Below are 24,964 nucleotides of genomic sequence, written 5' to 3'. Positions count from 1 at the left end.
TAAATGACTATTAATAAGTATACGGGAAAAACTGAAGAAGAAGCTATGGAAAAGGTCCGCAAGGAGCTTGGAAGTGCGGCTGTCATAATGAATGTAAAGGTGGTAAAGCCTAAAGGACTAGGTGGTCTTTTTAAGGGAAACACGTATGAGGTTACAGCGGCTGTAGAAGACGATGGATTCTCAAATGAGGCAAAAGCTTTTGCAGTTCCTACTCAGCAAGAACCACAGGCGGAGGCTGCTGCGGAGCCTAAGACAAGTACCTTTGAGGCTGTAGCGGATGATGCAATCAAACTAAAGGATGCTTTTTCCGCGGTAAATGAAGTCCTTGAGAAACAGGAAGCTGCAAGTAAAGATTTTGAGCCACTTTTTGATACTGCACCTAGAGCTCAGGTTTTTGAACCTACTTACTCGAAGCCAGTAGGAGCGCGCCCAGTACAACCTCAACCAAAGCCTGCCGCATCTACTTATAGTGAACCAACTCCAAAGCCAACTGTAAAAAGTGAGGCTCCACAGAGAGCTGCGGTTAATGACTTTGATGATAGCATTCAGGTAAAGCATGGAAATTCAAAGCCATCTATTGATGGTGACAATCATGTATTTGTTAAGATGCTTTACAATGTCCTTCTCGAAAATGAGGTTCAGGAAAAATACATCAATCAAGTTCTTGAGGATATGGACAAGGTGCTACAAACAAGCCATTCTTTGGATAATTTGCTTTCAAATGTATATCAAAAAATGGTTCTGAAGCTTGGCACTCCAACAAAAATCGAGCCAGGAGAGAGAAGACCAAAGGTTGTATTCTTTATTGGTCCAACAGGTGTTGGTAAGACTACAACAATTGCTAAAATAGCTTCAAAGTTTAAGGTTGAAGAAGGCAAAAAGGTTGGACTTATCACAGCTGATACATATCGTATGGCTGCTGCAAATCAGCTTCAGACTTATGCAAATATTCTTGGTGTTCCTTTAAATGTTATTTACTCTGCTGATGAACTTCTTGATACAGTAAAAAAACAGAGCAGAGAATACGAGGACTTGGATGTTATTCTTGTTGATACTATTGGTTTTTCACACAAAAACGAAGAGCAACGACAGGATACAAGGAAGCTTATAAATGCACTTGATGGTTTCTATGATACAGAAGTATATCTTGTGCTTTCAGCCACAACAAAGCATAGAGATTTAATTGATATTGCCGATTCCTACATGGAATTTGCTGATTTTAACTTGATTTTTACTAAGCTTGACGAAACAAAGTGCCTTGGCAATATTTTCAACATGAAACAATATACAAAGGCTCAGTTATCTTATATTACTGTAGGACAAAATGTACCAGACGACATTGAAATCCTTAACACCCAGAAGCTGGTAAAACAGTTATTGGGAGGAAATTAAATGGATCAAGCCGAAAATTTACGAAATGTCATAAAAGCTCAAAACATACGAAGTGTTGAGAGAACTAAGGTTATTACCATCACATCTGGAAAAGGTGGCGTTGGCAAGTCCAATATGGCAGTTAATCTTGCAGTTCACTTTACACGTATGGGTAAGAGAGTAATAATTCTTGATGCAGACTTTGGCCTAGCCAATGTAGAGGTCATGTTTGGAACCTTGCCTAATTACAATCTATCAGATGTAATTTTCAAGGGAATGAGCATCCGAGACATTATAACCACTGGCCCAATGGGGATTGGTTTTGTATCAGGAGGTTCAGGAGTTGTGGGCCTAAACAACCTAAATCGTGAACAAATTGCGTTTTTAGTCCACAACCTATCACTTTTAAATGATTTATGTGATATTCTTATAATAGATACAGGTGCGGGGGTTTCAGATCAAGTTCTAGAATTTGTTCTTGCATCCCCAGAAGTGGTTTTAGTATCTACACCAGAACCAAGTTCACTTACCGATTCTTATTCTTTGATGAAGGCACTATACAAGAGCCCAAAATATTCAAAGGAAGGCACTAATGTTCATTTGGTTGCCAATAAAGTCGAAAGTGAAGCCGAGGCAAATGCGGTCTATACCAAATTGCGTTCAGTGGTTCAAAAGTTCCTGGGGGGAGATTTGGATTATCTAGGATATGTGCCTTACGATAATCAGCTGGAGAAGGCTGTTAGAAATCAAAAGGTGGTATCTCTTGAATATCCATCTTCAAGAGCTGCGAAGAATTTTGAATCATTGGCTGCGAAGCTATTGAAAAAGGATGACAGCACCCACTTTAGATGGGGTGTTTCTCATATATTTAACTCATTGTTGAAGGATAGGGCATAGCTTATGGAAATTATAGATCTAAGACCTGGCACACCTATTGAATTTTCAATTGCCAGCACAAATTCTGACATTGAAAACAATATCGAAGAGGATCGAAGTATTTATATCTCTAGTGTTTTTGGCGTTACTAAAAAAGGAGAAATAATATTTCACATTCCTACTCGAAAGGGACGCACTGTAACAATACCAATGAATGTCCCATTTAATGCAGTTTTCAATACCAAAAAAGGATTATTTCAGCTTTCCGGTGAAATTACAAAACGTGGAAGGCTTGAAAACTTTCCAGTATATGTTTTTGTTCCTAGCACTAAGCTTTCAAAGGTTCAAAGGCGTGACTTCTTCAGATTTCAGTGTCTGATTCCTGTAAAGGTTTTACCAATACCGCAGGATGTGGCAATTCTTCCAAACATGGATTTAGTAGAAGATGATTTGGAAAAATACGGTAATACATATGGAGCTCCAGTATCAGGAAATATTCTTGATTTAAGCGGCGGTGGAGCGAAAATCAGTGCAAAGACCGATATAAATACTGAAAGATATATGTATGTGTCTTTTAAACTTAAAACTCGCACGATAGACCAAACAATTAATGTTATAGCAAGACGCATCAAAACCGAAATAAAAAGCGATTCTGGTATGTACGAACATCGTATAGAATTTTTGTTCAAAGAGCCGGAAGATAGGGAGACTATAATAAAGTACATTTTTGACGAAGACCGACGTTTAAGAAAAAAAGATCAGGGGTAAAGAATGTATAAGATTTTAGTTGTTGATGACTCTGCACTCATGAGAAGGATTATCTGTGATATTATAAACGCGGATAATGATTTTCGTGTAATCGACGTTAGTGCAGACGGCGAGGACGCTTACAACAAAATAAAGAACAATTCTTACGATTTGGTTGTGTTGGATATGGTATTGCCAAAGCTTCCGGGTGTTGCACTACTTGAGAGGCTCTACAATGAAAAAGTAGCATGCAATGCTGTACTTATCAGCTCATCCTTGAAAGAGGATGCTGACAGCACGATGAAAGCAATGGAATATGGTGCTTTAGATTTTGTAGTTAAGCCTATTCGTTCTAGTGGTGAAACAAGAGAAATCTTTGGCAAACAATTAGTAGACTCTCTACATAATGTTATTAAATCTAGAGCTTTCAGACCAACGGCTTCAAAGACTGGGTTTGCATCAGCTACCCAGGCAGTTGGAGAATCAAGAAGGAATACTGTTGAAAGGCTTGCAGGAGTTCGTAGTAGACTAGCAGAGGCAAAAGGAGTTGGTAGTGCGCAAACCAATCCACCAGAGCCTAAAGCTCAGCCTATAGCAAAGCCATTAGTATCTAATGATAGACCAACAGTACCAAAGGGCACCGGAGTTAGAACCAAAAAGATTATAGCTTTGGCTTGCTCAACAGGAGGTCCACAGGCGCTACATACTTTTGTGCCAATGCTTCCTGCAAATCTGTCTGTACCGCTTGTTTTGGTTCAGCATATGCCAGAAGGCTTTACAGCTTCACTAGCTGCGAGACTTGACCAAATCTCCGGCATCAAAGTGAAAGAAGCGGAAGATGGAGAATTCTTTAAACCAGGTGTTGTTTATATCACTCCTGGAGGTAAGCACATGAAAATCTGCGAAGACGGAAGTCGAGCAGCTTATTGTCAGCTTGATGACAGTCCACCTGTAAATAGCTTGAAGCCATGTGCAGATGTAATGTATCAGTCATTGGCAAAATCAAGCTTTGATGAGATTATTTGTGTTGTGCTTACAGGTATGGGCGCAGATGGTTCAGAGGGTATTAGATATTTGAACCAGTACAAAAAGACTTACGTTATTTCGCAAGAAGCTTCCACATGTGTTGTGTATGGAATGCCGAAGGCGGTGGAACAGGGCGGATTATCAAATGAAGTTGTTCCACTGAAATCAGTAGCAAATTCAATAGTAAAGAAACTTGGAGGTTTGTAAGATGGATGTAAGTCAGTATTTAGATATCTTTATCGACGAGACAAGTGGTCATATTCAGAGCCTTTCCGACAATATTATGGAGTTGGAAAAGGAGCCAGATAACAAGGATGTTGTTAATGAAATCTTCCGTGCAGCTCACTCTTTAAAGGGTATGGCTGGTACAATGGGATTCAAGAGGATGCAGCATCTTACCCACGATATGGAAAACGTTTTCCAGGAAGTTAGAAACGATAATGTAAAGGTTAATTCTTCACTTATCGATATTCTTTTCAAGTGCTTGGATGCTATCGAAGCATACTTGGATACAGTTAAAGCAACATCTAATGAGGGTACAGAAGAAAATGAAGCCCTTATTAAGCTTTTAAATGATTACCTTACACAGGCTGAAGGTGGTGAAGCACCAGCAGATGCAGCTCCTGCAGAATCAGCAGAGCCAGCAGCTGAAGCATCATCAGACGCAGCAGATGGCCCATTATTCAAGCAAATTAAGCTTGATCCTGAGGCTATTGAAAAGTTAAAGGGTGAAAAGCAGTTATATGGATTCACAATCCATATCAACAAAGAGTGTTTGCTTAAGGCAGCTAGAGCTTTCCTTGTATTCAAAGCAGTTGAAGACTTTGGTACAATTATGGCCTTTGATCCTAGCTCTTCAGATATTGAAGATGAGAAATTCGAATTTGATTTCTCATTTATCTTATCTACAGAAGCAGAATTAGATCCAATTCTCGAGGCAGTTAAGGCTGTTTCTGAAATTGAATCTGTAGAGGCAGAAAAAGTAACACCTGAAATGTACGAAAAGAAGGAAGAGGAAGCAGCACCTGCAGAAGCAGCTCCAGCAGAGGCAGCAGCACCTGCAGCTCCAGCAGCACCTGCACCAGCACCAGCTGCTAAGCCAGCAGCACCTGCAGCTAAGGCAGGTGGCAAGAATCAGCCTGCTAACAAGCCAGTTACTTCTCGTACAATTCGTGTAGATATTGAAAAGCTTGACGCTTTGATGAACCAGGTATCCGAGCTTATTATTGCAAAGAACTCACTTGCTTCTCAAAGCAATGCATCTGGCGAGATTGATGGCCAGACATTACATGAGAATATCGAATACCTCGAGAGAATTACAACAAACCTTCACGAGTCAGTTATGAAGGTTCGAATGGTTCCAATCGAATCTGTAGTTGCTAAATTCCCTCGTATGATTCGTGACCTTGATAGAAAGCTCAATAAGCCAATGGAGCTTGTTATGACTGGTGAGGACACAGAGCTTGATAGAACTGTTGTTGATCAGCTTGGTGATCCACTTCAGCATTTACTTCGTAACTCTGCTGACCATGGTATTGAGTCTCCAGAGGATAGACGCGCAGCTGGCAAGCCAGAAAAAGGAACAATTTTCCTTAACGCTTTCCAGGAGGGCAACAACGTTATCATCGAAGTTGGTGATGATGGTGGCGGAATTAACACAGATAAGGTTCGTGATAAGGCTGTTGAACGTGGATTAGTTACACCAGAAGAAGCAGAGAACCTTTCACAGAAAGAGATTATCGACTTCCTGTTTATGCCTTCATTCTCTATGGCAAAGCAGATTACAGATATCTCTGGTCGAGGCGTTGGTCTTGACGTTGTTAAGAGTAATATCGAAGCACTTGGCGGTGATGTAACTGTTAAATCAGTTATGGGTGAGGGATCTACATTTACAGTTAGACTTCCACTTACACTTGCTATTATTCAGGCTCTTATGGTTGAAATCAGAGATGAAAAATATGCAATCGCACTTGCTTCAATTATGAACATTGAAAATATACCTAAGTCTGAAATCAAGTACGTTGAATCTAAGGAGGTTATCCACCTTAGAGGACAGGTTATTCCTCTTATTCACTTGGATAATATTCTTGATTTGGAGCCAAAGGAAAGCGACGAAGATACAATGACAGTTGTTATTTGTAAGAAGGGTGATACTCTTGGCGGTATTATCGTTGACAACCTTATTGGCCAGTTAGAAATCGTTATTAAGTCACTTGGTAAGCTTGACAACAATAAGCTCATCAGCGGTGCTACAATCCTTGGTGATGGTGAAATCGCTATGATTCTTGATGTCAATGCAGTTATTTAATAGGAGGTGAGACCATGTCAGATTTAGCTATGTATGATGTAGTTGAAAAAGAAAAAAAGCAATACATTGTAGTAAAAATAGGCGGCGAGCATTATGGTATCGACATTTCCTATATTGATAACATTGTTCGTATGAGTAAAATTACAAGAGTTCCAAAGGCTCCTTCTTACTACAGAGGAGTTATCAATCTTCGAGGCGAAGTTGTTCCTGTTATGAGCCTTCGTAGAAGAATGAATCTTGATGATGATGAGTTTACAGATGCATCTAGAATTATTATCCTTAAGCTTGATGGCGGCGGATTAATGGGTGTTATCGTAGACGAGGTTAAGGAAGTTCTTTCATTATCAGAGGATGATATTGAGGCTCCATCATCTACACTTAAGAGCAAGAACTCATTTATTAACGGTGTAGGAAAGAATGGAGATGAGCTTATTTCTATTTTCGAAATTAGCTCAATTATTGGGGAGAACGATGCTTCTTAAAGGGAGGTAAGTATGCTCACATTAGATGAGGTTAATTCAAAATATTTTGACGTTCTCAAAGAAATAGGTAATATTGGCGCTGGCAATGCAACAACTGCCATCGCCAATATGCTTGGCCTAAGAATCGATATGAGCGTTCCAGAGGTGGCTTTTTTGCCAGTTGAGGATTTAGGCTCAGCGATTGGAGCAGAGGACGAAATTATAGTAGGCATTATGCTTGGTGTTGAACAGGATATCGATGGTTCCATGATGTTCCTTATGGATATGGCATCAGCTCATCATATTGTTAATAAGCTTATGATGAGAGATGATAGCTATGCTGAGCCATTCGACGAGATGGATTTATCAGCTATTAAGGAAATCGGAAACATTATTGCAGGATCTTATTTGTCCGCACTTTCAGGACTTACAAATCTTACAATAGTTCCTTCAGTACCTTTTGTAGCAGTTGATATGGCAGCAGCCATTCTTTCTGTGCCTGCAGTACAATTCGGTATATTCGGAGATAATGCACTGATGATCAATACAGAATTCTCTGATGATTTGGGAATCAAGGGGCATTTTATTTTGATGCCAGAAGAAGATTCTTATGCAAAAATATTAACGGCACTTGGTGTACCAATCTAAGGAGAGTGAGAGTATGGGGCAGATGATTAAAGTCGGCATGGCCGATCTAAAAATATGTAAAGCTCCGGATGCACTGACTACTATTGGTCTCGGTTCGTGTATTGGAATTGCATTATATGATCCATCTACAAAGATTACTGGCTTGGCACATATAATGTTGCCTGATAGCACAGCTATTCGCAACAATTCAAATATTGCGAAGTTTGCAGATACAGGCATACAGAAGCTTTATGATGATATGCTTAAAGCTGGGGCAAATAAAATGAAGCTAGTAGCAAAAATAGCAGGGGGCGCTAAGATGTTTGAAATGCCTGGCGCGTCCGCTGCTGGCATTAATGTCGGGGAGAGAAATGCAGAGGCTTCAAAAGCGAAGCTAAAGGAGCTTGGAGTTAGGCTTGTAGCAGAAGACTGTGGTTTGAATTATGGTCGTACAGTTGAGATTTATAGCGAAACTGGAGAGTACTATATAAAAGCAGTTGGCAAAGAGCTTAAGATTATTTAAAATATATAATAAGTGGTTGGAGGAACAAATGAATACTAAGCCTATTCCTATAATAATTACGCTAGCAGCAGCGCTTATATCTTGTGTTGTTTCAATTGTACAAAGGGCTGGTTTTTCAGTTTTCCTCAGCCGTTTAGTTATTGTAGTTGCCATTTTTTTAGTAATGGGAACTATCATTAAAATTGTGCTTGATTATTCCTTCCGCACATTAGAACCACCGGCTTCCATTGATGATCAATTGGACGGCGTAGTTCCAGACGCAGGGGATATTGAGCAAACAGAAGAAATCGACACCACAGAGGACAACTCGTTAGAATCAGAGGAAGGCTAAATATTTCTGATTAAACGATACTAAAGGGGGCATAAATGAAGGCAGCTGACAAGGAAAAGCTTTGGGATAAATATAAGGTTAGCCCATCCCCAGAGCTTAGAGAGCAGTTAATACTTGAATATGCATCGCTTGTTAAAATTGTTGCAGGACGTCTTTGTATGTACTTGGGTAACACCGTTGAATACGAGGATTTATGCAGCTATGGTATCTTTGGCCTCATTGATGCGATTGATAAGTTTGACTTAGCGAAGGATGTTAAATTCGAAACATATGCAAGTCTTCGTATCAGAGGATCCATTTTAGATCAGATTCGTAAAATGGATTGGATTCCACGTACAATCAGACAGCGTCAGCGTATGATTGATGATGCAATCAAGACAATTGAAGCTCGCACTGGACACAGTGCTTCGGACGAGGAAGTCGCAGCAGAATTAAATATATCTTCTGATGAATTTTTGAAATGGCAATCACAGCTTAATGTTACTAATGTTGTTTCATTGAATGAATTTGTTGAAGCTGGAAATGAACCAGTTATGGAAGCAGAACACAATTCTCATTTTATTCAGCCAGAAGACAACATTTCTAAGCAGGAGCTTACTCAAAAGTTACAAGAGGCATTAGATAAACTTACAGAAAAAGAAAAACAAGTCATTCTTTTGTATTATTACGAAGATATGACTTTAAAAGAAATAAGTGCAGCTCTTGAGGTTTCGGAATCAAGAGTATCACAACTCCATACCAAGGCCCTTCAAAAGATGAGAGGATCTCTTGGAGAATACATGGGGATACTAATAAAATAGTGTTGGCAGTTTAATTGTGTGGTATTCCATAGGGAGGGAATGTTATGTCAATTAGTCCTATTAATTTTAACGGAATGATCCAAAACACCAACGAGATTAGCCATACAAAGGCTACTGAGGATCAAAAGCCAATGCTTCAGCAGGAAGTTTTGACGCAGACCGTCGAAAAGAAGCAGGAGCAGCAAGCCAAACAGGTCAATGATCTTTACAACGCAAAGCGTACTGAGGATAAATATGACCGTGAAGGCAATGGCAAAGGTTATGAAGGAAATAAAAAACGTAAACCCTCTAAGATTAAACAAGAAGAAAAGCTAGAAGGTGATGGAAAGGTATCTGAGAAACCTACACCTTCATTTGATATGAGAGTTTAACAGGGGGACTGAAATGACCGTTCTTGAAATTACACTCCTAATCATAGGCTTAGCCTTTTGTATTGGGAGTTTTTTTGTGTCTGAAAAGTTATCAAACAAAGACAAAGAAAATCTTCAAAAGCTTACAAAAGAGCAAATAGAAGAAATCATAAAGGACAAAATGGCTGATGCAAAGGTAGAAATGGAAGATAAGCTTTCTGCCACAATTGACGAGGCCATTGAAGAAATGGATCGTAAAACAGATAAAGAAACAAACGAGAAGATTATGCAAATCTCTCAGTATTCAGATACAGTTTTGGAATCTGTTGACAAGTCCCATAAAGAAGTTACATTCATGTATTCAATGCTTAATGAAAAGCAGCAGGATACAGTTGATATGACTAAAAAGCTTTCAGATTTAGAAGATACACTTGTTGCTTTGGATTCATCTATTGCTAAGAAGCTTGATTTACTTCGAGATAGAGAAATCGAAATATCCGAAGAAAAGCAAAAGCTAGAGCAGGCCAAAATCGAATTTGAGGCTCAATCTACTGAAAGCAAGGCAACTGAGCCGGTATCCTTTACTGAGGCTTTAGCAGAAAAATTTGCAGACGAAACAGTTCGTCCAAAACAAAATGACAATCTTGAAATCTTAACTCTTCACGACGAAGGTCTTAGCGAAGTTGAGATAGCTAAGAAGCTAGGTAGAGGTTTAGGCGAAGTTAAATTTGTTCTCGGATTATATCAGGAGGGCAAATAATGAGACTTAAATATTACATGAGAGGTATAGGCATAGGTGTTATTTTTGCAACACTTGTGCTTTCCATTAGTTTTTATTTTGGTAGAACTGATTTTTCTTCAAAGGAAATGACTGATGAAGAAATAATTGAAGAAGCTACAGAGCTTGGAATGGTTATGCCGGAGGATGAGGCATCTGAAGAGGAAACTAAGGATGAAACATCTGAAGAAGATGCAGCCGCTCCTGAGGAACAACCAACAGAAGAAGTAGCGCCTGAAGAGACAGAAGAGACTGATGCTGAAAATGAACCTGTTGTAGAAAGCTCTGAGTCTACAGTTAAATACATTCCGTTTACAGTAAACAGCGGAGAGTCATCAGATACAGTTGCAGCTAATCTTTATAAGGCAGGTTTAGTTGATTCTGCATCGGAATTCAACGACTACATGAATACGCTAGGGGTTGATAACAGAATTCAGTCCGGCACATTCTATGTAAGAGCGGATAGTACATACGATGATATTATTGTTTTACTTGTCAACAAAGATCATAGAACAACAACACCACCCACTGAGTAACACCTAATAATAGGTGTTGCATGGTGGGTTTTTTTATGGTAAACTTTTAGAGCTGTTGAAAATACACGCATAAGGACTGACATTGGTTCCCAACCTACAGTAGGCGGGGTGGTTGTCAGGAGGAATTATGCGGAAGAAACAAACCAGGAGGTATTAAAATGAGTGTTATTTCAATGAAGCAGTTACTCGAGGCAGGTGTTCACTTTGGACATCAGACACGTAGATGGAACCCTAAGATGGCTCCATACATCTACACAGAGCGTAATGGTATCCACATTATCGACCTTCAGAAGTCTGTAGGTATGGTAGACGATGCTTACGATGTTATCTTCGACATCGCACAGCAGGGTGGTACAATCCTTTTCGTAGGTACAAAGAAGCAGGCTCAGGATGCTATCGCTACAGAGGCAGAGCGTTGTGGTATGTTCTATGTAAACGAGAGATGGCTCGGTGGTATGCTTACAAACTTTAAGACAGTTCAGACAAGAATCGCTCGTCTTAAGGAAATCGAGAAGATGGAAGCAGACGGAACATTTGACCTTCTTCCAAAGAAGGAAGTTACTCAGCTCAAGAAGGAGCAGGAGAAGCTTACAAAGGTTCTCGGCGGTATCAAGGAAATGAACCGTATTCCAGATGCTATTTTTGTTATTGATCCTAAGAAGGAGCACATTTGTATCCAGGAAGCACACGCACTTGGTATTCCACTTGTAGGTGTTTGTGATACTAACTGTGATCCAGATGAGCTTGATTACGTTATCCCAGGTAACGATGATGCTATCCGTGCAGTTAAGCTTATCGTTGCTAAGATGGCAGACGCTGTTATCGAAGCAAAGCAGGGTGAAATGAATGAGGTTGCTGAGGAGTCAGCAGAAGCAGAAGAGGAGGCATAATTATGGCAGCTATTACAGCAGCAATGGTAAAAGACCTTCGCGAGCAGTCTGGCGCAGGTATGATGGATTGTAAGAAAGCACTCGCTGAGTGTGATGGTGATATGGATGCAGCTTTCGAGCTCCTTCGTAAGAACGGTGCTGCAAAGGCTGAAAAGAAAGCATCTCGTATCGCTGCAGAGGGTATTTGCAAAGTTGTAGTTGAAGGCAATACAGCTGTTGTTCTTGAGGTTAACTCAGAGACAGATTTCGTTGCTAAGAACGAGAAGTTCCAGGCATATGTTGAGAAGGTTGCTAACCAGATTCTTAAGTCTGATGTTACTACAATCGATGAGTTACTTGCTCAGCCATGGGCAGAGGATTCATCAAAGACAGTTAACGACGTACACGTTGAGATGGTAGCTACAATCGGCGAGAAGCTTTCACTTCGTCGTTTCGAGAAGGTAGTATCTGACGGATTCGTTGTTTCTTACACACACGGTGGTGGACGTATCGGCGTTATCGTTGATATGGCTGGCACTGAGAGTGATGCAGCTAAGGAAGCAGCTACAAATCTTGCTATGCAGATTGCAGCTCTTAATCCTAAGTATGTTAGCCGTGATGAAGTATCAGCTGATTACATTGCTCACGAGAAGGAAATCCTTCTTGCTCAGATCATGAACGATCCTAAGGAGTCACAGAAGCCTGAGAAGGTTATCAATGGTATGATTGAAGGTCGTGTATCTAAGGAGCTTAAGGAAATCTGCTTACTTGATCAGGTTTATGTTAAGGCTGAGGATGGAAAGCAGACAGTTGCTAAGTACTTAGAGCAGGTTTCTAAGGAGACAGGTTCTGAGCTCAACGTCAAGAGATTCGTTCGTTTTGAGACAGGCGAAGGTCTTGAGAAGAAGGTTGAGGATTTCGCAGCAGAAGTTGCAGCTCAGCTTTAATTAGTATTCCAAGCTAAGAAAATAATAAAAGAGTCCACATTTAGTGGGCTCTTTATTTTTTACCCCCTTTATATTGAGAAATCGTTGTGATAAAATAAAAGAGAAATTTTTATGGGGAGGATTTTGTTTTGGAGAGTTCATTTGAGGGGCTTGAGAGACAAAGGGCAAAGCGCAGACGCGTTGCCAGAATGAAAAAATTTATTGTCACTACTGTTTTAGTATTTATGCTACTTACAATTTCTGTAATGAGCTTCCTTTTGTTTGAGGTTTTCTCTTTGCAGAGGCAGTTGGATAGCCTTGCTAAGCAGGTTTATGTTACTACTGATGTAGAGAATGAAAACGAAATGGTGGATGACAGTATATTGGATGATGTCTACCAAGTCGATAACGTTGATAATATTGCTGAAGAGGGCGATATACCTATGGTGTATTTGACATTCGATGATGGCCCTAGCAGCAACACAGATGAAATATTAGATATTTTAGACGATTATAATGTAAAGGCTACATTCTTTGTTTGTGGCAAGGATTTAGAGCTTTACGGTGAACAATACAAACGCATCGTGGACGAAGGTCATACTATTGGTATGCACTCATATAGCCATAATTTTGGCGAGATATATGCGTCTGAGGATGCTTTTGCACAAGATTATAACAAAATTCATAATTTAATATTAGAAACTACTGGTGTTGACACTAAATATTATCGTTTCCCAGGAGGAAGCAGTAATAAGGTCAGCACTACAAGCATGTCTACATTCATTAATTACTTAAATAATCAGGGCGTTGTATACTACGATTGGAATGTTGCTTCGGGAGATGCTACATCTTCTGCGTTTACAACAGAACAGCTTATTGATAATGTAATGAAGGATGTGGTAAAATACAAAACGTCTGTAGTATTGTTGCATGACGCTTCAAATAAAAATGCGACAGTTGAGGCTTTACCTGGATTGATTGAATCTTTACAAGAGCAGGGGGCCATGATTTTACCAATCACAGATGAAACAACCGTTATACAGCACGTAAACGTTGTACAATAAAATGTTATGGAGGAATTGTAATGGGCTTTTTTAAGGATTTCAAAGAGGATTTTAATGACGCTTTAGACGAAATGGCTGGCGCAGAAGAGACATCTACAGAAGAAGTTATGGTTAATACCTTAGATGGCGATATTGACGTTGAGTCAGAGCTTAATAAGCTTGATGGTCTTTTAGAGCAGGTCACTAAAAAGGTTGAAACACCAGCTGAAAAGCAGGCAGAGGCTCCTGTTACTACAGAGCCAGTAGAGGAGAAAAAGTCTTTCTTCTCAGAGACAAAGAAAGAAACAAAGATGGAGGCACCAAGAACAATGGATGTTATGGGAAATGCTGCTGATACTAACAGAGCAGTTGCAGATGAGAATGCAGTTATTACAGCAGGAATGAAAGTTACAGGTAATGTAGAATCAATCGGTTCTATCGAAGTACAGGGAGAAATTGTAGGAGATGTTGCATGTAATGGCAAGCTTGTTGTTACAGGTAAGGTTAATGGTAACTCATCATCTTCAGAGTTCTTCGCTGACGCTGCAAAGATCGAAGGCGAAGTAGTTACAACTGGTACAGCAAAGGTTGGCGTTGGTTCAGTTATCATCGGTAACATTACAGCTACATCAGCAGTTATCGCAGGTGCTGTAAAGGGTGATATCGATGTTAATGGTCCAGTAGTTGTTGATACATCAGCTGTTGTTATGGGTAACATTAAGTCTCGTTCAGTACAGATTAACAATGGTGCTGTTATCGAAGGCTTCTGCTCACAGAGCTACTCAGATGTTGATGTAAACAGCGTATTCGCAATCTAATAGATAAAGGATTATTACAAATGAAGAGAGTATTACTTAAGCTTAGTGGAGAGGCACTTTCAGGTGATAAGGGGTTTGGATTTGACGAAGCTACATGTATGATGGTAGCAAAGCAGGTTAAGAAGCTTGTAGATGATGGTGTTCAGGTTGGTGTCGTTATCGGCGGCGGCAATTTCTGGAGAGGCCGTTCATCAGAGAATATTGATCGTACAAAGGCAGACCAGATTGGAATGCTTGCTACAGTTATGAACTGTATCTATGTATCTGAAATCTTCAGAGCAGCTGGTATGCGTACATCAGTACTTACACCTTTTGAGTGTGGCAATTGTTCAAAGCTTTATTCTAAGGACAGAGCAAACAAGTATTTCGAAAGAGGAATGGTTGTATTCTTTGCAGGTGGCACAGGTCATCCATATTTTTCAACAGATACAGCTACAGTTCTTCGTGCAGTAGAAATCGAAGCAGATGTTATTCTTCTTGCTAAGTCAATTGATGGCGTATATGACAGTGACCCAGCTAAGAATCCTGATGCAAAGCGTTATGATAAGGTTAGCATCCAGGAAGTTATTGATAAAAAGCTTCAGGTTGTTGATATGACTGCTTCAGTTATTGCGATGGAGCAGCAGATGCCAATGTATGTATTCTCTCTTAATGAAGAGGATTCTATAGTAAAAGCAATTTCAGGCAAATTTAATGGCACAGTTGTGTGTGTTAAGGAGGATTAATGGATAATATACTTTCAACTTACGAGGAGAAAATGACAAAGAGCTACAACAATCTCGAAAGCGAGTTTACTACTATTCGAGCAGGTAGAGCTAATCCACATATTCTTGACAAGATTACTGTTGATTATTATGGAGCTCCAACTCCACTTCAGCAGGTTGCAAATATCTCTGTTCCTGAGCCTAGACTTATTCAGATTCAGCCTTGGGAGCCATCATTGGTTAAAGAGATTGAAAAGGCAATTAATATGTCTGATATTGGTATCAATCCTACAAACGATGGTAAGCTTATTCGTTTGGTTTTCCCAGAGCTTACAGAAGAGCGTCGTAAGGAAATTGCCAAAGATGTTAAAAAGCATGGCGAAGATGCAAAGGTTGCTATTCGTAACATCCGTAGAGATGCTATCGACCAGTTAAAGAAGCATTCAAAGGTTGAAGGCGTTTCTGAGGATGAGATAAAGGACCTTGAGGATAAGTGCCAAAAGATGACTGACAAGTTCATCGCTGAGGTAGATAAAGCTGTTGAGGCTAAGACAAAAGAGATTATGACAGTTTAAACTAGTCTATTTATGGGGCACAGTTATTGTGCCCTTTTTCATTATATTTTATTTTGGAGGTGCTATGAACGTACCAGAGCATATAGCTATAATACTAGATGGAAATGGCAGATGGGCCAAATCAAAAGGAATGCCTCGTACATACGGACACACTGTAGGGGCAAAAAATGTCGAAACCATTTGTAGAGCGGCACATGATTTAGGAGTAAAATATGTTACTATGTACGCTTTCTCTACTGAAAACTGGTCTAGACCTGACGATGAAGTTAAAGCTCTTATGAAGCTTTTAGGGGAATATATAAAGACTTGTATGAAGACCGCCAAAAAGGATAACTTACGCGTTAGATTTATTGGCGATTTGACAAAGCTGGATGAAAAACTTAGAGCAGCTATTGCTGAGCTTACAGAGTATTCATCACAGTTTACAGGTCTTACACTTACTATTGCTATAAATTATGGTAGTAGAGACGAAATGACTAGAGCAATTCGAAAGGTTGCCGAGGATGTTAAAGCTGGAAATATCAATTCAGAAGATATTACAGAGGATGTATTTTCAGGCTACTTAGACACTAAGGATATCCCTGATCCTGATTTTATGATTAGAACATCTGGCGAGCAGCGTCTTTCAAACTATCTATTATGGCAATTAGCATATTCTGAGTTCTACTTTACACCTGTTCCATGGCCAGAGTTCACACCAGAGGAGCTTAAAAAGGCAGTAGAGGAATATGATAAGAGAAACCGTAGATTCGGTGGTATATAGGAAGGATTATATATGTTTATTACTAGATTAATTAGTGGAATTATTCTTGTAGCTCTTGCACTTTTATTTATTTGCACAGGTGGAGATGTTCTTTTAGCAGTAATGCTAGTTTTGTCTCTTATCGGCATGTTCGAGCTATACAGAATCTTTAAAGTTGAAAAGAGTCTACCTGGAATACTAGGGTATCTCGCTTGTATTACATACTATTTAGATTTAAGATTTCAATTTTGCCAGGATGTTATGGTAATTGTCCTTGCATTTTTGATTCTGCTTTTAGCTGTATTCGTGTTTAGTTATCCAAAGTTCCATAGTCATCAGATTATGGCAGCATTCTTTGGCTTATTCTACGTAGGAGTGATGCTTTCATTCCTCTACCAGACACGAATGCTTACAAATGGCCAGTTTATTGTATGGCTTATTTTCCTTTGTTCTTGGGGATGCGATACATCTGCATACTGTGTAGGCGTATTGTTTGGAAAGCACAAGATGTCTCCAATTCTTTCTCCTAAGAAATCTATCGAAGGAGCAGTTGGTGGAGTAGTTGGTGCAATGTTATTTACAGCGATTTACTGCTACGTTATTTCAGCAGTATTCAAGATGGATGACTTTGCAATCCTTCCACTTGTAATTATTTCTGGAGTTGGCGCTTTAATTTCCATGATAGGCGATTTAGCTGCTTCAGCCATTAAGCGCAATTTCGAAATAAAAGATTATGGAAAATTGATTCCAGGGCATGGTGGAGTGCTTGATAGATTTGATAGCGTAATTATCACAGCACCAATTATTTTCTTCTTGGCTTATTATTTTTACGTATAAAGAGGTAGTAAAATGTCACAGAAGTTAGCTTTACTTGGTTCAACTGGTTCTATTGGAACCCAGACATTGGACATAGTTTCACAAAATCCGGAGGATTTGCAGGTGGTTGCAATGTCCTGCGGAAAGAATCTAGATTTGTTTGAAAAGCAAATCAGAAAGTATCATCCTACACTTGTTTCTGTGGGAACAGAGGAGCTTGCAAAGGATTTAAAGACAAGACTTTCTGATATGGATATAGATATTCATTTTGGAATGGAAGGACTTATTGCTGTTGCCACTTGTGAAGAGGCTGACACTGTAGTTACTGCCGTAGTTGGAATGATTGGAGTTCAGCCTACTATTGCAGCTATCAATGCCAAAAAGACAATTGCTTTAGCAAACAAAGAGACACTTGTTACTGCAGGTCATATCATTATGCCTCTTGCAAAGGAAAAGGGTGTTTCTATTCTCCCGGTTGATAGCGAACACAGTGCTATTTTCCAATCATTAAATGGAGAAAGACATAATAAAATTTCAAAGATTCTTCTTACTGCTTCAGGCGGTCCTTTCAGAGGAAAGACTCTTGAACAGTTAGAGAATGTTAGAGTAGAAGATGCATTGAAGCATCCAAACTGGTCTATGGGCGCAAAAATCACTATCGATTCTGCCACAATGATCAACAAAGGTTTGGAAGTTATGGAAGCTAAGTGGCTATTCGATGTAAATCTTAGCCAGGTTGAGGTTGTGGTGCATCCACAGAGCGTGCTTCATTCTGCTGTTGAATTTATGGATGGAGCGGTAATTGGCCAGATGGGCACACCAGATATGAGATTGCCAATCCTTTATGCTCTATTTTATCCAAACCGTAAGACTCTTTACGCAGAGCCTTTAGATTTATTCAAAGTAGGTTCACTTACATTTGAAAAGCCAGATATGGAAACATTCTATGGCCTTTCTTTGGCTTATGACGCAATGGATGCAGGTGGAAATGTTCCTACTGTCTTCAATGCTGCCAATGAAAGAGCAGTTGCAAAGTTTTTAAATAATAAAATCAAGTTTTTGGAGATACCAGAAATCGTATCAGAAGCAATGATTAATGTTGATTTCATTGAGAATCCTACAATCGAACAGGTTCTTGAAACTGAAAAGATGACTTACGATTTCATTGAGAGCAGGTGGTAAAAATGAAGATTATTCTAGCTATACTAATTTTCAGTTTCATTATTATTTTTCATGAGCTAGGACATTTTCTTTTTGCAAAGAAGTGCGGGGTTAAGGTTAATGAATTTACTTTGGGTCTTGGCCCAACTCTGATTTCTTGGGGTAAAGGCGAAACAAAATATTGTTTAAAGCTTCTTCCATTCGGTGGTTCTTGCGTTATGGAAGGAGAGGATGAAGAAAGCGACAGCGATAGAGCGTTCAATAAGAAATCCCTATGGGAGAGATTCCAAATCGTTTTCGCTGGTCCTTTATTTAACTTTATTTTGGCTTATATACTTTCTGTTGTTTACATAGCAGCTTTAGGTGTAAATGACGCTACCATATCTGATGTTATGGACGGCTATGCAGCCGAGGAAGCAGGCATGGAGGCTGGTGATACAATCATTAGTATTAATGGATATAATGTTCATTTTTACAATGAAATTAGCATCTATACATTCTTACATCCAAACGCAGAAAGTTATGACATTGTTTATTCACGTGATGGTGAAAAGTATGAGACTGAGTTAGTGCCAACATACTCTGAAGAAACCGGCAGAAAAATGATTGGCATTATCAAGAACGCGGAATACAAAAAAGTATCACCAATTGGTGTTTTAAAATACGCAGCTTACGAAATCAAATATCAGATTTACGTTACATTATCTAGCTTAAAGATGTTATTTACAGGTCAGATTTCTGTAAATGAAGTATCAGGTCCTGTGGGAGTTGTTACTACCATTTCTGATGTTTATGATCAATCAATAAGCAGTGGCTTGTTTTACGTATTTATCAATCTATTATCAATCGCAATTCTTCTTACTGCCAACCTTGGCGTTATGAACCTATTGCCATTCCCAGCCCTTGACGGTGGAAGAATTCTTTTGTTTATCATCGAAGGAATTAGAGGCAAGAAGATGAAGCCTGAGATTGAGAACGGTATCAATCTGGTGGGATTTGCATTGTTAATGGTTTTAATGGTTGTTGTTATGTACAACGATATTCTTAAGCTTATGTAGAGGTAATATTATGAAGACTACTGAAGTTAAAATTGGAAATAGAGTTATAGGTGGAGGAAATCCAATTCTTATCCAGTCTATGACAAATACAAAAACACAGGATGTAGAGGCAACAGTTGCACAGATTCTTCAGCTCGAAAAGGCTGGTTGTGATATTATTCGTTGCGCTGTACCTGACATGGAAGCGGCAAAGGCTCTTGGCAAAATCAAAGAGCAGATTCACATCCCTCTTGTTGCAGACATTCACTTTGATTACAGACTTGCTATTGCTGCAATTGAAAATGGAGCTGATAAGATTCGTATTAATCCTGGAAACATTGGAAGCGAAGATCGTATTAAGGCTGTTGTTGATGCTGCAAAAGCAAAGAATATTCCTATTCGAGTTGGTGTTAATTCAGGATCTCTCGAAAAGAATCTTGTTGAAAAATATGGCGGAGTTACAGCTGAAGGCCTTGTAGAATCAGCCCTTGATAAGGTGGCTATTATTGAACGCCTTGGATATTACAATCTTGTAATCAGTATCAAATCGTCTGATGTTATGATGTGTGTTAAGGCTCACGAATTAATTGCAGACAAGACAACACATCCACTTCATGTTGGTATTACAGAAGCTGGCACAATTAAAGCCGGAAATATCAAGAGTGCATGCGGCTTATCAATGATTCTTTCACAGGGAATTGGCGATACTATCCGTGTTTCACTTACAGGTGACCCTATCGAAGAAATTAAGACAGCAAAGCTTATTCTTCGTACACTTGGTCTTAGAAAGGGCGGAATCGAAGTTGTATCATGCCCAACATGCGGACGTACACAGATAGATTTAATTGGACTTGCAAATAAAGTAGAGAATCTTGTTGAAGAGTTCTCAGATTTAGATATAAAAGTAGCTGTTATGGGCTGCGTAGTTAATGGACCAGGAGAGGCTAAGGAAGCTGATTTAGGTGTTGCTGGAGGCATTGGAGAAGGCCTTCTTATAAAGCATGGCGAAGTCGTTCGCAAGATGCCTGAGAGCGAGCTTCTTGATGCATTACGTGAGGAGCTTACAAACTGGCCACGGAGATAATGATATGGATCAAATGAGTTTTTATGAAGTTTTCCCTAATATGGAAGCGGGGAATGATTTGGATACAGCCCTTAGTGACGCCACTGTCACTAAGGTAAGTACCGGTCGTTCGAAGGATGATATTCGTATATACGTTACATTCAATACCCTTATTCCTAAGCGCCGTATCTGGCATTTGGAAAAATCTATTAAAAAACAATTCTTCCCTAATAATGGTGTTACAATTCGAATCCTTGAAGAATTCGATTTATCAAGTCAGTACACACCTGAAAATCTTTTAAATTCATATAATGATAGTATTTTAGAGGAGCTAGAGGATAGAAGTGCTCTTCTTTTTAACATATATAAAAAAGCAGATTTAGACTTTACTGAAGACGGTCATCTTAAAGTAACTATCGAAGATACGATAATTGCCCGCGAGAAAGAGCATGAGCTGTTTGATATTCTTCATTCCATTCTTTGTCGCAGATGTCATCAGAATATTGTTATTGATTTCGATTATAAAGAGCCTGTTAAAAGCAAGTATCTTGAGAATGCAATTCTCGAAATCGAAAACAAAATTGCTGCAATTAATGCGCAGAGCGTTAGTCATGAATCATCTGACGATGATAATTCTGGTTCTGATAATTCCGACAAGAAAAAGGATGCAGATAATAAGAAGCCACAGGAGGCTGAGACAAAGGTTATTAAGCCGCTAACAAAATCTGACGATCCTGATTGTATTTACGGCAATGAAATCTTCGATAATGCAACTCCAATGGAGGATATTAACGGAGAGCTTCTTGGACCAATCATTATACGTGGACAGCTTACAGCTCTTGAGTTTAGAGAGACAAAGAAGGGCGGATATTTTGGAACTGGTGCTATGACTGACTTTACCGACTCTATCTCTATCAAGCTTTTCTTCAGTGATGCAGATCAGGGACGTGAGCTTGAAAAAGCACTTAAAGTTGGAGAGTTCTATAAGATAGCAGGTAAGCTTGATGAAGATATTTATTCAAAGGAGCTTACTGTCGGTCGAATCAATTCTATCAACAGAATTCGTGACTTCAGGGTTACCAGACAGGATACTGCAGTAGATAAGCGTGTTGAGCTCCACTGCCATACAAAGATGTCGGATTTCGATGGTGTATCCGAAATCACCACAATTATCAGTAGGGCAAAGGAGTGGGGACACAAGGCGCTTGCCATTACAGACCATGGTGTTGTGCAGGCATTCTGTGATGCGGATCATATGAAGGGCCTTGGAGATTTCAAGGTTATCTACGGATGCGAAATTTATCTTGTAGATGATACAAAGCTTATTGTTACCAACGATAAGGGCCAGACTTTACGAGATGAGTTTGTTGTTTTTGATATTGAGACTACAGGTTTCAATCCTAAGACATGCAAGATAATTGAAATTGGTGCTGTTAAGTTTGTAAATGGAGAAATCGTTGATAGATTTTCTGAGTTCGTAAACCCACAGGTGCCAATCCCATTCAACATAACAGAGCTCACTTCGATTAAGGACGAAATGGTAGAGGATGCCCCTACAATCGATGTGATTCTTCCAAAGTTTATGGAGTTCTGTAAAGGTTCTGTTTTAGTTGCACACAACGCTGGATTTGACACAAGCTTCATTAGATACAACTGTAAGCAGCTGGGACTTGAATATGACTACACCCATGTAGACACAGTTGAGGTTGCAAGATACTTACATCCAAATATGGCTAGGTTCAACCTTGATGCTGTATGTAAGGCCGAAAATATTGTAAACGAGCATCATCACCGTGCAGTAGATGACGCAGAGGCTACAGCAAAGGTATTTGAAAAGTTCATTACAAAGCTTGAAAATGAAAAGATTTTCACTTTATCAGAGCTTAACGATCATAGTAAACCAGGCCCAGAGCAGATAAAGAAAATGCGTGCAAATCACTGTATTGTTCTTGCAAAGAACGATTTAGGTCGTATTAATCTTTATAGATTGGTTTCAGAATCACACCTTTATTACTTCAGCAGATATCCTAGAGTTCCAAAGAGCTTGCTGATGGAGTGCAGAGAGGGACTGATTATTGGTTCTGCCTGCGAGGCTGGTGAATTATACGACGCCATCGTTGATGGCAGAGATGAATCGGAGATTATGCGTATTGCTAATTTCTATGATTATCTTGAGATACAGCCTGTTGGCAACAACGAATTCATGATTCGTTCTGATAAACGTAAATACGAAAACATCAATTCTGTAAAGGATTTGCAGGAGATTAATAAGCAGATTGTTGCATTAGGAGACGAGCTTAAAAAGCCTGTTGTTGCTACCTGCGATGTGCATTTCCTTGATCCTGAGGACGAAGTATATCGTCGTATTATTATGGCCAATAAGGGCTTTGATGATGCTGACCAGCAGGCACCTCTATATCTTCATACAACTGATGAGATGCTTGAGGAATTTGCTTATCTGGGACTGGCTAAGGCGCATGAAGTAGTTGTAGAAAATACTAATATGATTGCTGATATGGTGGAGCGTATTCACCCGGTTCGTCCTGATAAATGTCCACCTGTAATCGAGCATTCAGAGGAAGATTTGCGTCGTATTTGCGAAACAAGAGCACATGAGGTTTATGGACCTGAGCTTCCTGAAATAGTAGCAGCGCGACTTGAGCGAGAGCTTAATTCTATTATCGGTAATGGATATTCCGTTATGTACATTATCGCTCAGAAGCTGGTTTGGAAGTCAAACGAGGATGGCTATCTGGTAGGCTCCCGTGGTTCCGTAGGTTCTTCCTTTGCAGCTACAATGGCTGGTATTACAGAGGTTAACCCATTGCCACCTCACTACAGATGTCCTAATTGCTATTATGTAGATTTTGATGGTCCAGAGGTGCAGGAGATTGTTAACCAGGGACTTTCTGGAGTAGATATGCCAGATAAAATCTGTCCTAAATGTGGCAAGCCTCTTGCTAAGGATGGATTTGATATTCCATTCGAAACCTTCCTTGGATTCAAGGGTGATAAGGAGCCTGATATCGATTTGAACTTCTCCAACGAATATCAGTCAAAGGCTCATAAATATACAGAAGTTATTTTTGGTGATGGCCAGACCTTCAAGGCCGGTACAGTTTCTACACTTGCGGATAAGAACGCAGTTGGCTATGTTTTAAAATATTTCGAAAAGCGTGATATAAGAAAGCGTCGTGCTGAAAACGAACGTATTGCAAAGGGTGTTGAAGGTGTTAAATCTACAACGGGTCAGCATCCTGGTGGTGTAGTAGTTCTTCCAAACGGTGAGGATATCTATTCCTTTACTCCAGTTCAGCATCCTGCTAATAAAGATACAGATATTGTTACAACCCACTTTGATTACCATAAGATTGATGCCAACCTGCTGAAGCTTGATATCTTAGGACATTTGGATCCTACCATGATTAAGCGACTGGAGGATTTGACTGGCATTAACGCCACAGAAATTCCGCTGGACGACAAGGATGTTATGTCCCTGTTCCAAAGCACAAAGGCTCTTGGTATCACTCCTGATGATATTATGGGCACACCTCTTGGTACACTTGGTATCCCAGAGTTTGGTACTGATTTTGCCATGCAGATGCTTGTTGAGGCTAAGCCTCAATACTTCACTGACTTAGTTCGAATCGCCGGACTTGCCCATGGTACTGACGTATGGTTAGGTAATGCTCAGGACCTTATTCTTAGTGGAACTGCCACTATCACCGAGGCTATTTGTACCCGTGATGATATCATGGTTTACCTTATTCATAAGGGCCTTGACCCAGCGGAATCTTTCACTATCATGGAACGAGTTCGTAAGGGTGTTGTTGCTAAAGGAAAATGTGATGAATGGCCAACCTACAAGCAGCACATGCAAGAGCATGGCGTGCCAGACTGGTACATTGGTTCCTGTGAAAAAATTAAATACATGTTCCCTAAAGCCCATGCTGCCGCTTATGTTATGATGGCTTGGCGTGTTGCTTACTGTAAAATAAATTATCCTTTAGCATACTATGCAGCATTCTTCTCAATCAGAGCCGGTGGTTTTGATTATGAAAAGTGTTGTCAGGGTAAGGCTAGATGTGAGCAGGAGATTAAGTACTACAAATCTCAGCCAGATTTATCAGCTACCGATAAGGATATTTTGATTGCACTTAGATTGTGTCAGGAGATGTATGCCCGTGGATTTGAATTTTTACCTATGGACCTATACCAATCTGACTCAAGATACTTTAAAATAGTAGATGGGAAGCTTCTTCCACCATTCAATGTTATTTCCGGAATGGGTGATAAGGCTGCTGAGCAGCTACAGATTGCTGCCAGCCAAGGAAAGTTCTTATCACAAGACGAGATTCGCGATAGAGGAAAGGTATCACAGACTATTCTTGATAAAATGGTTGAGCTTGGAATCGTAAAAGATCTTCCAAAATCAAATCAGCTTTCACTATCAGACTTTTTTAATTTTTAATTTTG

25 protein-coding genes are annotated in these 24,964 nt (G+C 39.6%); all 25 read left to right on the top strand.

The window, feature by feature from the left end; genetic code table 11:
- Window positions 1-3: 3 nt before the first annotated feature.
- The 25 genes from flhF to CRN97_RS11280 all read left to right on the top strand — a co-directional run bounded on the left by flhF (window position 4) and on the right by CRN97_RS11280 (window position 24,959).
- A complete protein-coding gene (gene flhF / locus CRN97_RS11400; RefSeq protein ID WP_097076966.1) occupies window positions 4-1,392 on the top strand; it encodes a flagellar biosynthesis protein FlhF in 1,389 nt (462 codons plus the stop codon).
- On the top strand, window positions 1,393-2,268 hold the full coding sequence (locus CRN97_RS11395; RefSeq protein ID WP_074790393.1) for a MinD/ParA family protein: 876 nt from the start codon (window positions 1,393-1,395) through the stop codon (window positions 2,266-2,268).
- 3 nt (window positions 2,269-2,271) lie between these two features.
- Window positions 2,272-3,015, top strand: a complete 744-nt coding sequence (locus tag CRN97_RS11390; RefSeq protein WP_097076965.1) for a flagellar brake protein — start codon at window positions 2,272-2,274, stop codon at window positions 3,013-3,015.
- 3 nt (window positions 3,016-3,018) lie between these two features.
- Window positions 3,019-4,227, top strand: coding sequence for a chemotaxis-specific protein-glutamate methyltransferase CheB (gene cheB / locus CRN97_RS11385; protein ID WP_097076964.1), 1,209 nt, complete (start codon window positions 3,019-3,021; stop codon window positions 4,225-4,227).
- Between the two features lies 1 nt (window position 4,228).
- Entirely contained in the window at window positions 4,229-6,328 is a 2,100-nt protein-coding gene (locus CRN97_RS11380) for a chemotaxis protein CheA (RefSeq protein ID WP_090394025.1), read from the top strand.
- Between the two features lie 14 nt (window positions 6,329-6,342).
- Complete coding sequence (locus CRN97_RS11375; RefSeq protein ID WP_044934166.1) at window positions 6,343-6,810, top strand: chemotaxis protein CheW; 468 nt, start codon at window positions 6,343-6,345, stop codon at window positions 6,808-6,810.
- A gap of 12 nt (window positions 6,811-6,822) precedes the next feature.
- Window positions 6,823-7,437 (top strand): chemotaxis protein CheC, encoded by a 615-nt coding sequence (locus CRN97_RS11370; protein ID WP_044934169.1) that lies wholly within the window; start codon window positions 6,823-6,825, stop codon window positions 7,435-7,437.
- A 13-nt stretch (window positions 7,438-7,450) separates the two neighbouring features.
- On the top strand, window positions 7,451-7,939 hold the full coding sequence (locus tag CRN97_RS11365) for a chemotaxis protein CheD (RefSeq protein WP_074790400.1): 489 nt from the start codon (window positions 7,451-7,453) through the stop codon (window positions 7,937-7,939).
- 28 nt (window positions 7,940-7,967) lie between these two features.
- A complete protein-coding gene (locus tag CRN97_RS11360; protein ID WP_074790402.1) occupies window positions 7,968-8,270 on the top strand; it encodes a hypothetical protein in 303 nt (100 codons plus the stop codon).
- A gap of 35 nt (window positions 8,271-8,305) precedes the next feature.
- Window positions 8,306-9,070 carry a FliA/WhiG family RNA polymerase sigma factor gene (locus CRN97_RS11355; RefSeq protein ID WP_033153997.1) on the top strand — a complete coding sequence of 255 codons (765 nt, stop codon included), beginning with the start codon at window positions 8,306-8,308 and terminating at the stop codon, window positions 9,068-9,070.
- 44 nt (window positions 9,071-9,114) lie between these two features.
- On the top strand, window positions 9,115-9,441 hold the full coding sequence (locus tag CRN97_RS11350) for a hypothetical protein (RefSeq protein WP_044934180.1): 327 nt from the start codon (window positions 9,115-9,117) through the stop codon (window positions 9,439-9,441).
- 76 nt (window positions 9,442-9,517) lie between these two features.
- On the top strand, window positions 9,518-10,180 hold the full coding sequence (locus tag CRN97_RS11345) for a DUF6115 domain-containing protein (RefSeq protein WP_143483265.1): 663 nt from the start codon (window positions 9,518-9,520) through the stop codon (window positions 10,178-10,180).
- Window positions 10,180-10,734, top strand: coding sequence for an endolytic transglycosylase MltG (locus tag CRN97_RS11340; RefSeq protein WP_097076962.1), 555 nt, complete (start codon window positions 10,180-10,182; stop codon window positions 10,732-10,734). Before CRN97_RS11345 ends, CRN97_RS11340 begins: the two co-directional genes overlap by 1 nt.
- Window positions 10,735-10,892: 158 nt before the next feature.
- Entirely contained in the window at window positions 10,893-11,624 is a 732-nt protein-coding gene (gene rpsB, locus CRN97_RS11335) for a 30S ribosomal protein S2 (RefSeq protein WP_033154000.1), read from the top strand.
- 2 nt (window positions 11,625-11,626) lie between these two features.
- Entirely contained in the window at window positions 11,627-12,550 is a 924-nt protein-coding gene (tsf, locus tag CRN97_RS11330; RefSeq protein ID WP_097076961.1) for a translation elongation factor Ts, read from the top strand.
- A 128-nt stretch (window positions 12,551-12,678) separates the two neighbouring features.
- The gene (locus CRN97_RS11325; RefSeq protein ID WP_242962089.1) at window positions 12,679-13,593 is read left to right on the top strand and encodes a polysaccharide deacetylase family protein; all 915 of its coding nucleotides are present in this window, start codon (window positions 12,679-12,681) and stop codon (window positions 13,591-13,593) included.
- Window positions 13,594-13,613: 20 nt separating this feature from the next.
- Window positions 13,614-14,390 carry a polymer-forming cytoskeletal protein gene (locus CRN97_RS11320; protein ID WP_044934191.1) on the top strand — a complete coding sequence of 259 codons (777 nt, stop codon included), beginning with the start codon at window positions 13,614-13,616 and terminating at the stop codon, window positions 14,388-14,390.
- 20 nt (window positions 14,391-14,410) lie between these two features.
- Window positions 14,411-15,115 carry a UMP kinase gene (pyrH, locus tag CRN97_RS11315; RefSeq protein ID WP_074790414.1) on the top strand — a complete coding sequence of 235 codons (705 nt, stop codon included), beginning with the start codon at window positions 14,411-14,413 and terminating at the stop codon, window positions 15,113-15,115.
- A complete protein-coding gene (gene frr / locus CRN97_RS11310) occupies window positions 15,115-15,669 on the top strand; it encodes a ribosome recycling factor (RefSeq protein WP_097076960.1) in 555 nt (184 codons plus the stop codon). The genes pyrH and frr overlap by 1 nt, the downstream gene beginning before the upstream one ends.
- A gap of 64 nt (window positions 15,670-15,733) precedes the next feature.
- A complete protein-coding gene (locus CRN97_RS11305; RefSeq protein ID WP_097076959.1) occupies window positions 15,734-16,432 on the top strand; it encodes an isoprenyl transferase in 699 nt (232 codons plus the stop codon).
- A gap of 12 nt (window positions 16,433-16,444) precedes the next feature.
- A complete protein-coding gene (locus CRN97_RS11300) occupies window positions 16,445-17,248 on the top strand; it encodes a phosphatidate cytidylyltransferase (protein WP_097076958.1) in 804 nt (267 codons plus the stop codon).
- 12 nt (window positions 17,249-17,260) lie between these two features.
- On the top strand, window positions 17,261-18,409 hold the full coding sequence (locus CRN97_RS11295; protein ID WP_044934206.1) for a 1-deoxy-D-xylulose-5-phosphate reductoisomerase: 1,149 nt from the start codon (window positions 17,261-17,263) through the stop codon (window positions 18,407-18,409).
- A gap of 2 nt (window positions 18,410-18,411) precedes the next feature.
- Window positions 18,412-19,446 carry an RIP metalloprotease RseP gene (rseP, locus tag CRN97_RS11290; RefSeq protein WP_097076957.1) on the top strand — a complete coding sequence of 345 codons (1,035 nt, stop codon included), beginning with the start codon at window positions 18,412-18,414 and terminating at the stop codon, window positions 19,444-19,446.
- Window positions 19,447-19,456: 10 nt separating this feature from the next.
- The gene (ispG, locus tag CRN97_RS11285; protein ID WP_097076956.1) at window positions 19,457-20,509 is read left to right on the top strand and encodes a flavodoxin-dependent (E)-4-hydroxy-3-methylbut-2-enyl-diphosphate synthase; all 1,053 of its coding nucleotides are present in this window, start codon (window positions 19,457-19,459) and stop codon (window positions 20,507-20,509) included.
- Window positions 20,510-20,513: 4 nt separating this feature from the next.
- On the top strand, window positions 20,514-24,959 hold the full coding sequence (locus CRN97_RS11280) for a PolC-type DNA polymerase III (protein ID WP_097076955.1): 4,446 nt from the start codon (window positions 20,514-20,516) through the stop codon (window positions 24,957-24,959).
- Window positions 24,960-24,964 lie beyond the last annotated feature (5 nt).

The organism is Pseudobutyrivibrio ruminis DSM 9787 (assembly GCF_900218035.1).
In the GTDB taxonomy this organism is placed as follows: Bacteria; Bacillota; Clostridia; order Lachnospirales; family Lachnospiraceae; genus Pseudobutyrivibrio; species Pseudobutyrivibrio ruminis.
The sequence above is the reverse complement of the archived record's forward strand: the minus strand, read 5'-3'. Positions and strand labels throughout refer to the sequence as shown.

Bases quoted from the DNA above. Each gene is read 5' to 3' on its own strand.
- flhF (WP_097076966.1), top strand. From the start codon at position 4: ATGACTATTAATAAGTATACGGGAAAAACTGAAGAAGAAGCTATGGAA.
- CRN97_RS11395 (WP_074790393.1), top strand. From the start codon at position 1,393: ATGGATCAAGCCGAAAATTTACGAAATGTCATAAAAGCTCAAAACATA.
- CRN97_RS11390 (WP_097076965.1), top strand. From the start codon at position 2,272: ATGGAAATTATAGATCTAAGACCTGGCACACCTATTGAATTTTCAATT.
- cheB (WP_097076964.1), top strand. From the start codon at position 3,019: ATGTATAAGATTTTAGTTGTTGATGACTCTGCACTCATGAGAAGGATT.
- CRN97_RS11380 (WP_090394025.1), top strand. From the start codon at position 4,229: ATGGATGTAAGTCAGTATTTAGATATCTTTATCGACGAGACAAGTGGT.
- CRN97_RS11375 (WP_044934166.1), top strand. From the start codon at position 6,343: ATGTCAGATTTAGCTATGTATGATGTAGTTGAAAAAGAAAAAAAGCAA.
- CRN97_RS11370 (WP_044934169.1), top strand. From the start codon at position 6,823: ATGCTCACATTAGATGAGGTTAATTCAAAATATTTTGACGTTCTCAAA.
- CRN97_RS11365 (WP_074790400.1), top strand. From the start codon at position 7,451: ATGGGGCAGATGATTAAAGTCGGCATGGCCGATCTAAAAATATGTAAA.
- CRN97_RS11360 (WP_074790402.1), top strand. From the start codon at position 7,968: ATGAATACTAAGCCTATTCCTATAATAATTACGCTAGCAGCAGCGCTT.
- CRN97_RS11355 (WP_033153997.1), top strand. From the start codon at position 8,306: ATGAAGGCAGCTGACAAGGAAAAGCTTTGGGATAAATATAAGGTTAGC.
- CRN97_RS11350 (WP_044934180.1), top strand. From the start codon at position 9,115: ATGTCAATTAGTCCTATTAATTTTAACGGAATGATCCAAAACACCAAC.
- CRN97_RS11340 (WP_097076962.1), top strand. From the start codon at position 10,180: ATGAGACTTAAATATTACATGAGAGGTATAGGCATAGGTGTTATTTTT.
- rpsB (WP_033154000.1), top strand. From the start codon at position 10,893: ATGAGTGTTATTTCAATGAAGCAGTTACTCGAGGCAGGTGTTCACTTT.
- tsf (WP_097076961.1), top strand. From the start codon at position 11,627: ATGGCAGCTATTACAGCAGCAATGGTAAAAGACCTTCGCGAGCAGTCT.
- CRN97_RS11320 (WP_044934191.1), top strand. From the start codon at position 13,614: ATGGGCTTTTTTAAGGATTTCAAAGAGGATTTTAATGACGCTTTAGAC.
- pyrH (WP_074790414.1), top strand. From the start codon at position 14,411: ATGAAGAGAGTATTACTTAAGCTTAGTGGAGAGGCACTTTCAGGTGAT.
- frr (WP_097076960.1), top strand. From the start codon at position 15,115: ATGGATAATATACTTTCAACTTACGAGGAGAAAATGACAAAGAGCTAC.
- CRN97_RS11305 (WP_097076959.1), top strand. From the start codon at position 15,734: ATGAACGTACCAGAGCATATAGCTATAATACTAGATGGAAATGGCAGA.
- CRN97_RS11300 (WP_097076958.1), top strand. From the start codon at position 16,445: ATGTTTATTACTAGATTAATTAGTGGAATTATTCTTGTAGCTCTTGCA.
- CRN97_RS11295 (WP_044934206.1), top strand. From the start codon at position 17,261: ATGTCACAGAAGTTAGCTTTACTTGGTTCAACTGGTTCTATTGGAACC.
- rseP (WP_097076957.1), top strand. From the start codon at position 18,412: ATGAAGATTATTCTAGCTATACTAATTTTCAGTTTCATTATTATTTTT.
- ispG (WP_097076956.1), top strand. From the start codon at position 19,457: ATGAAGACTACTGAAGTTAAAATTGGAAATAGAGTTATAGGTGGAGGA.
- CRN97_RS11280 (WP_097076955.1), top strand. From the start codon at position 20,514: ATGGATCAAATGAGTTTTTATGAAGTTTTCCCTAATATGGAAGCGGGG.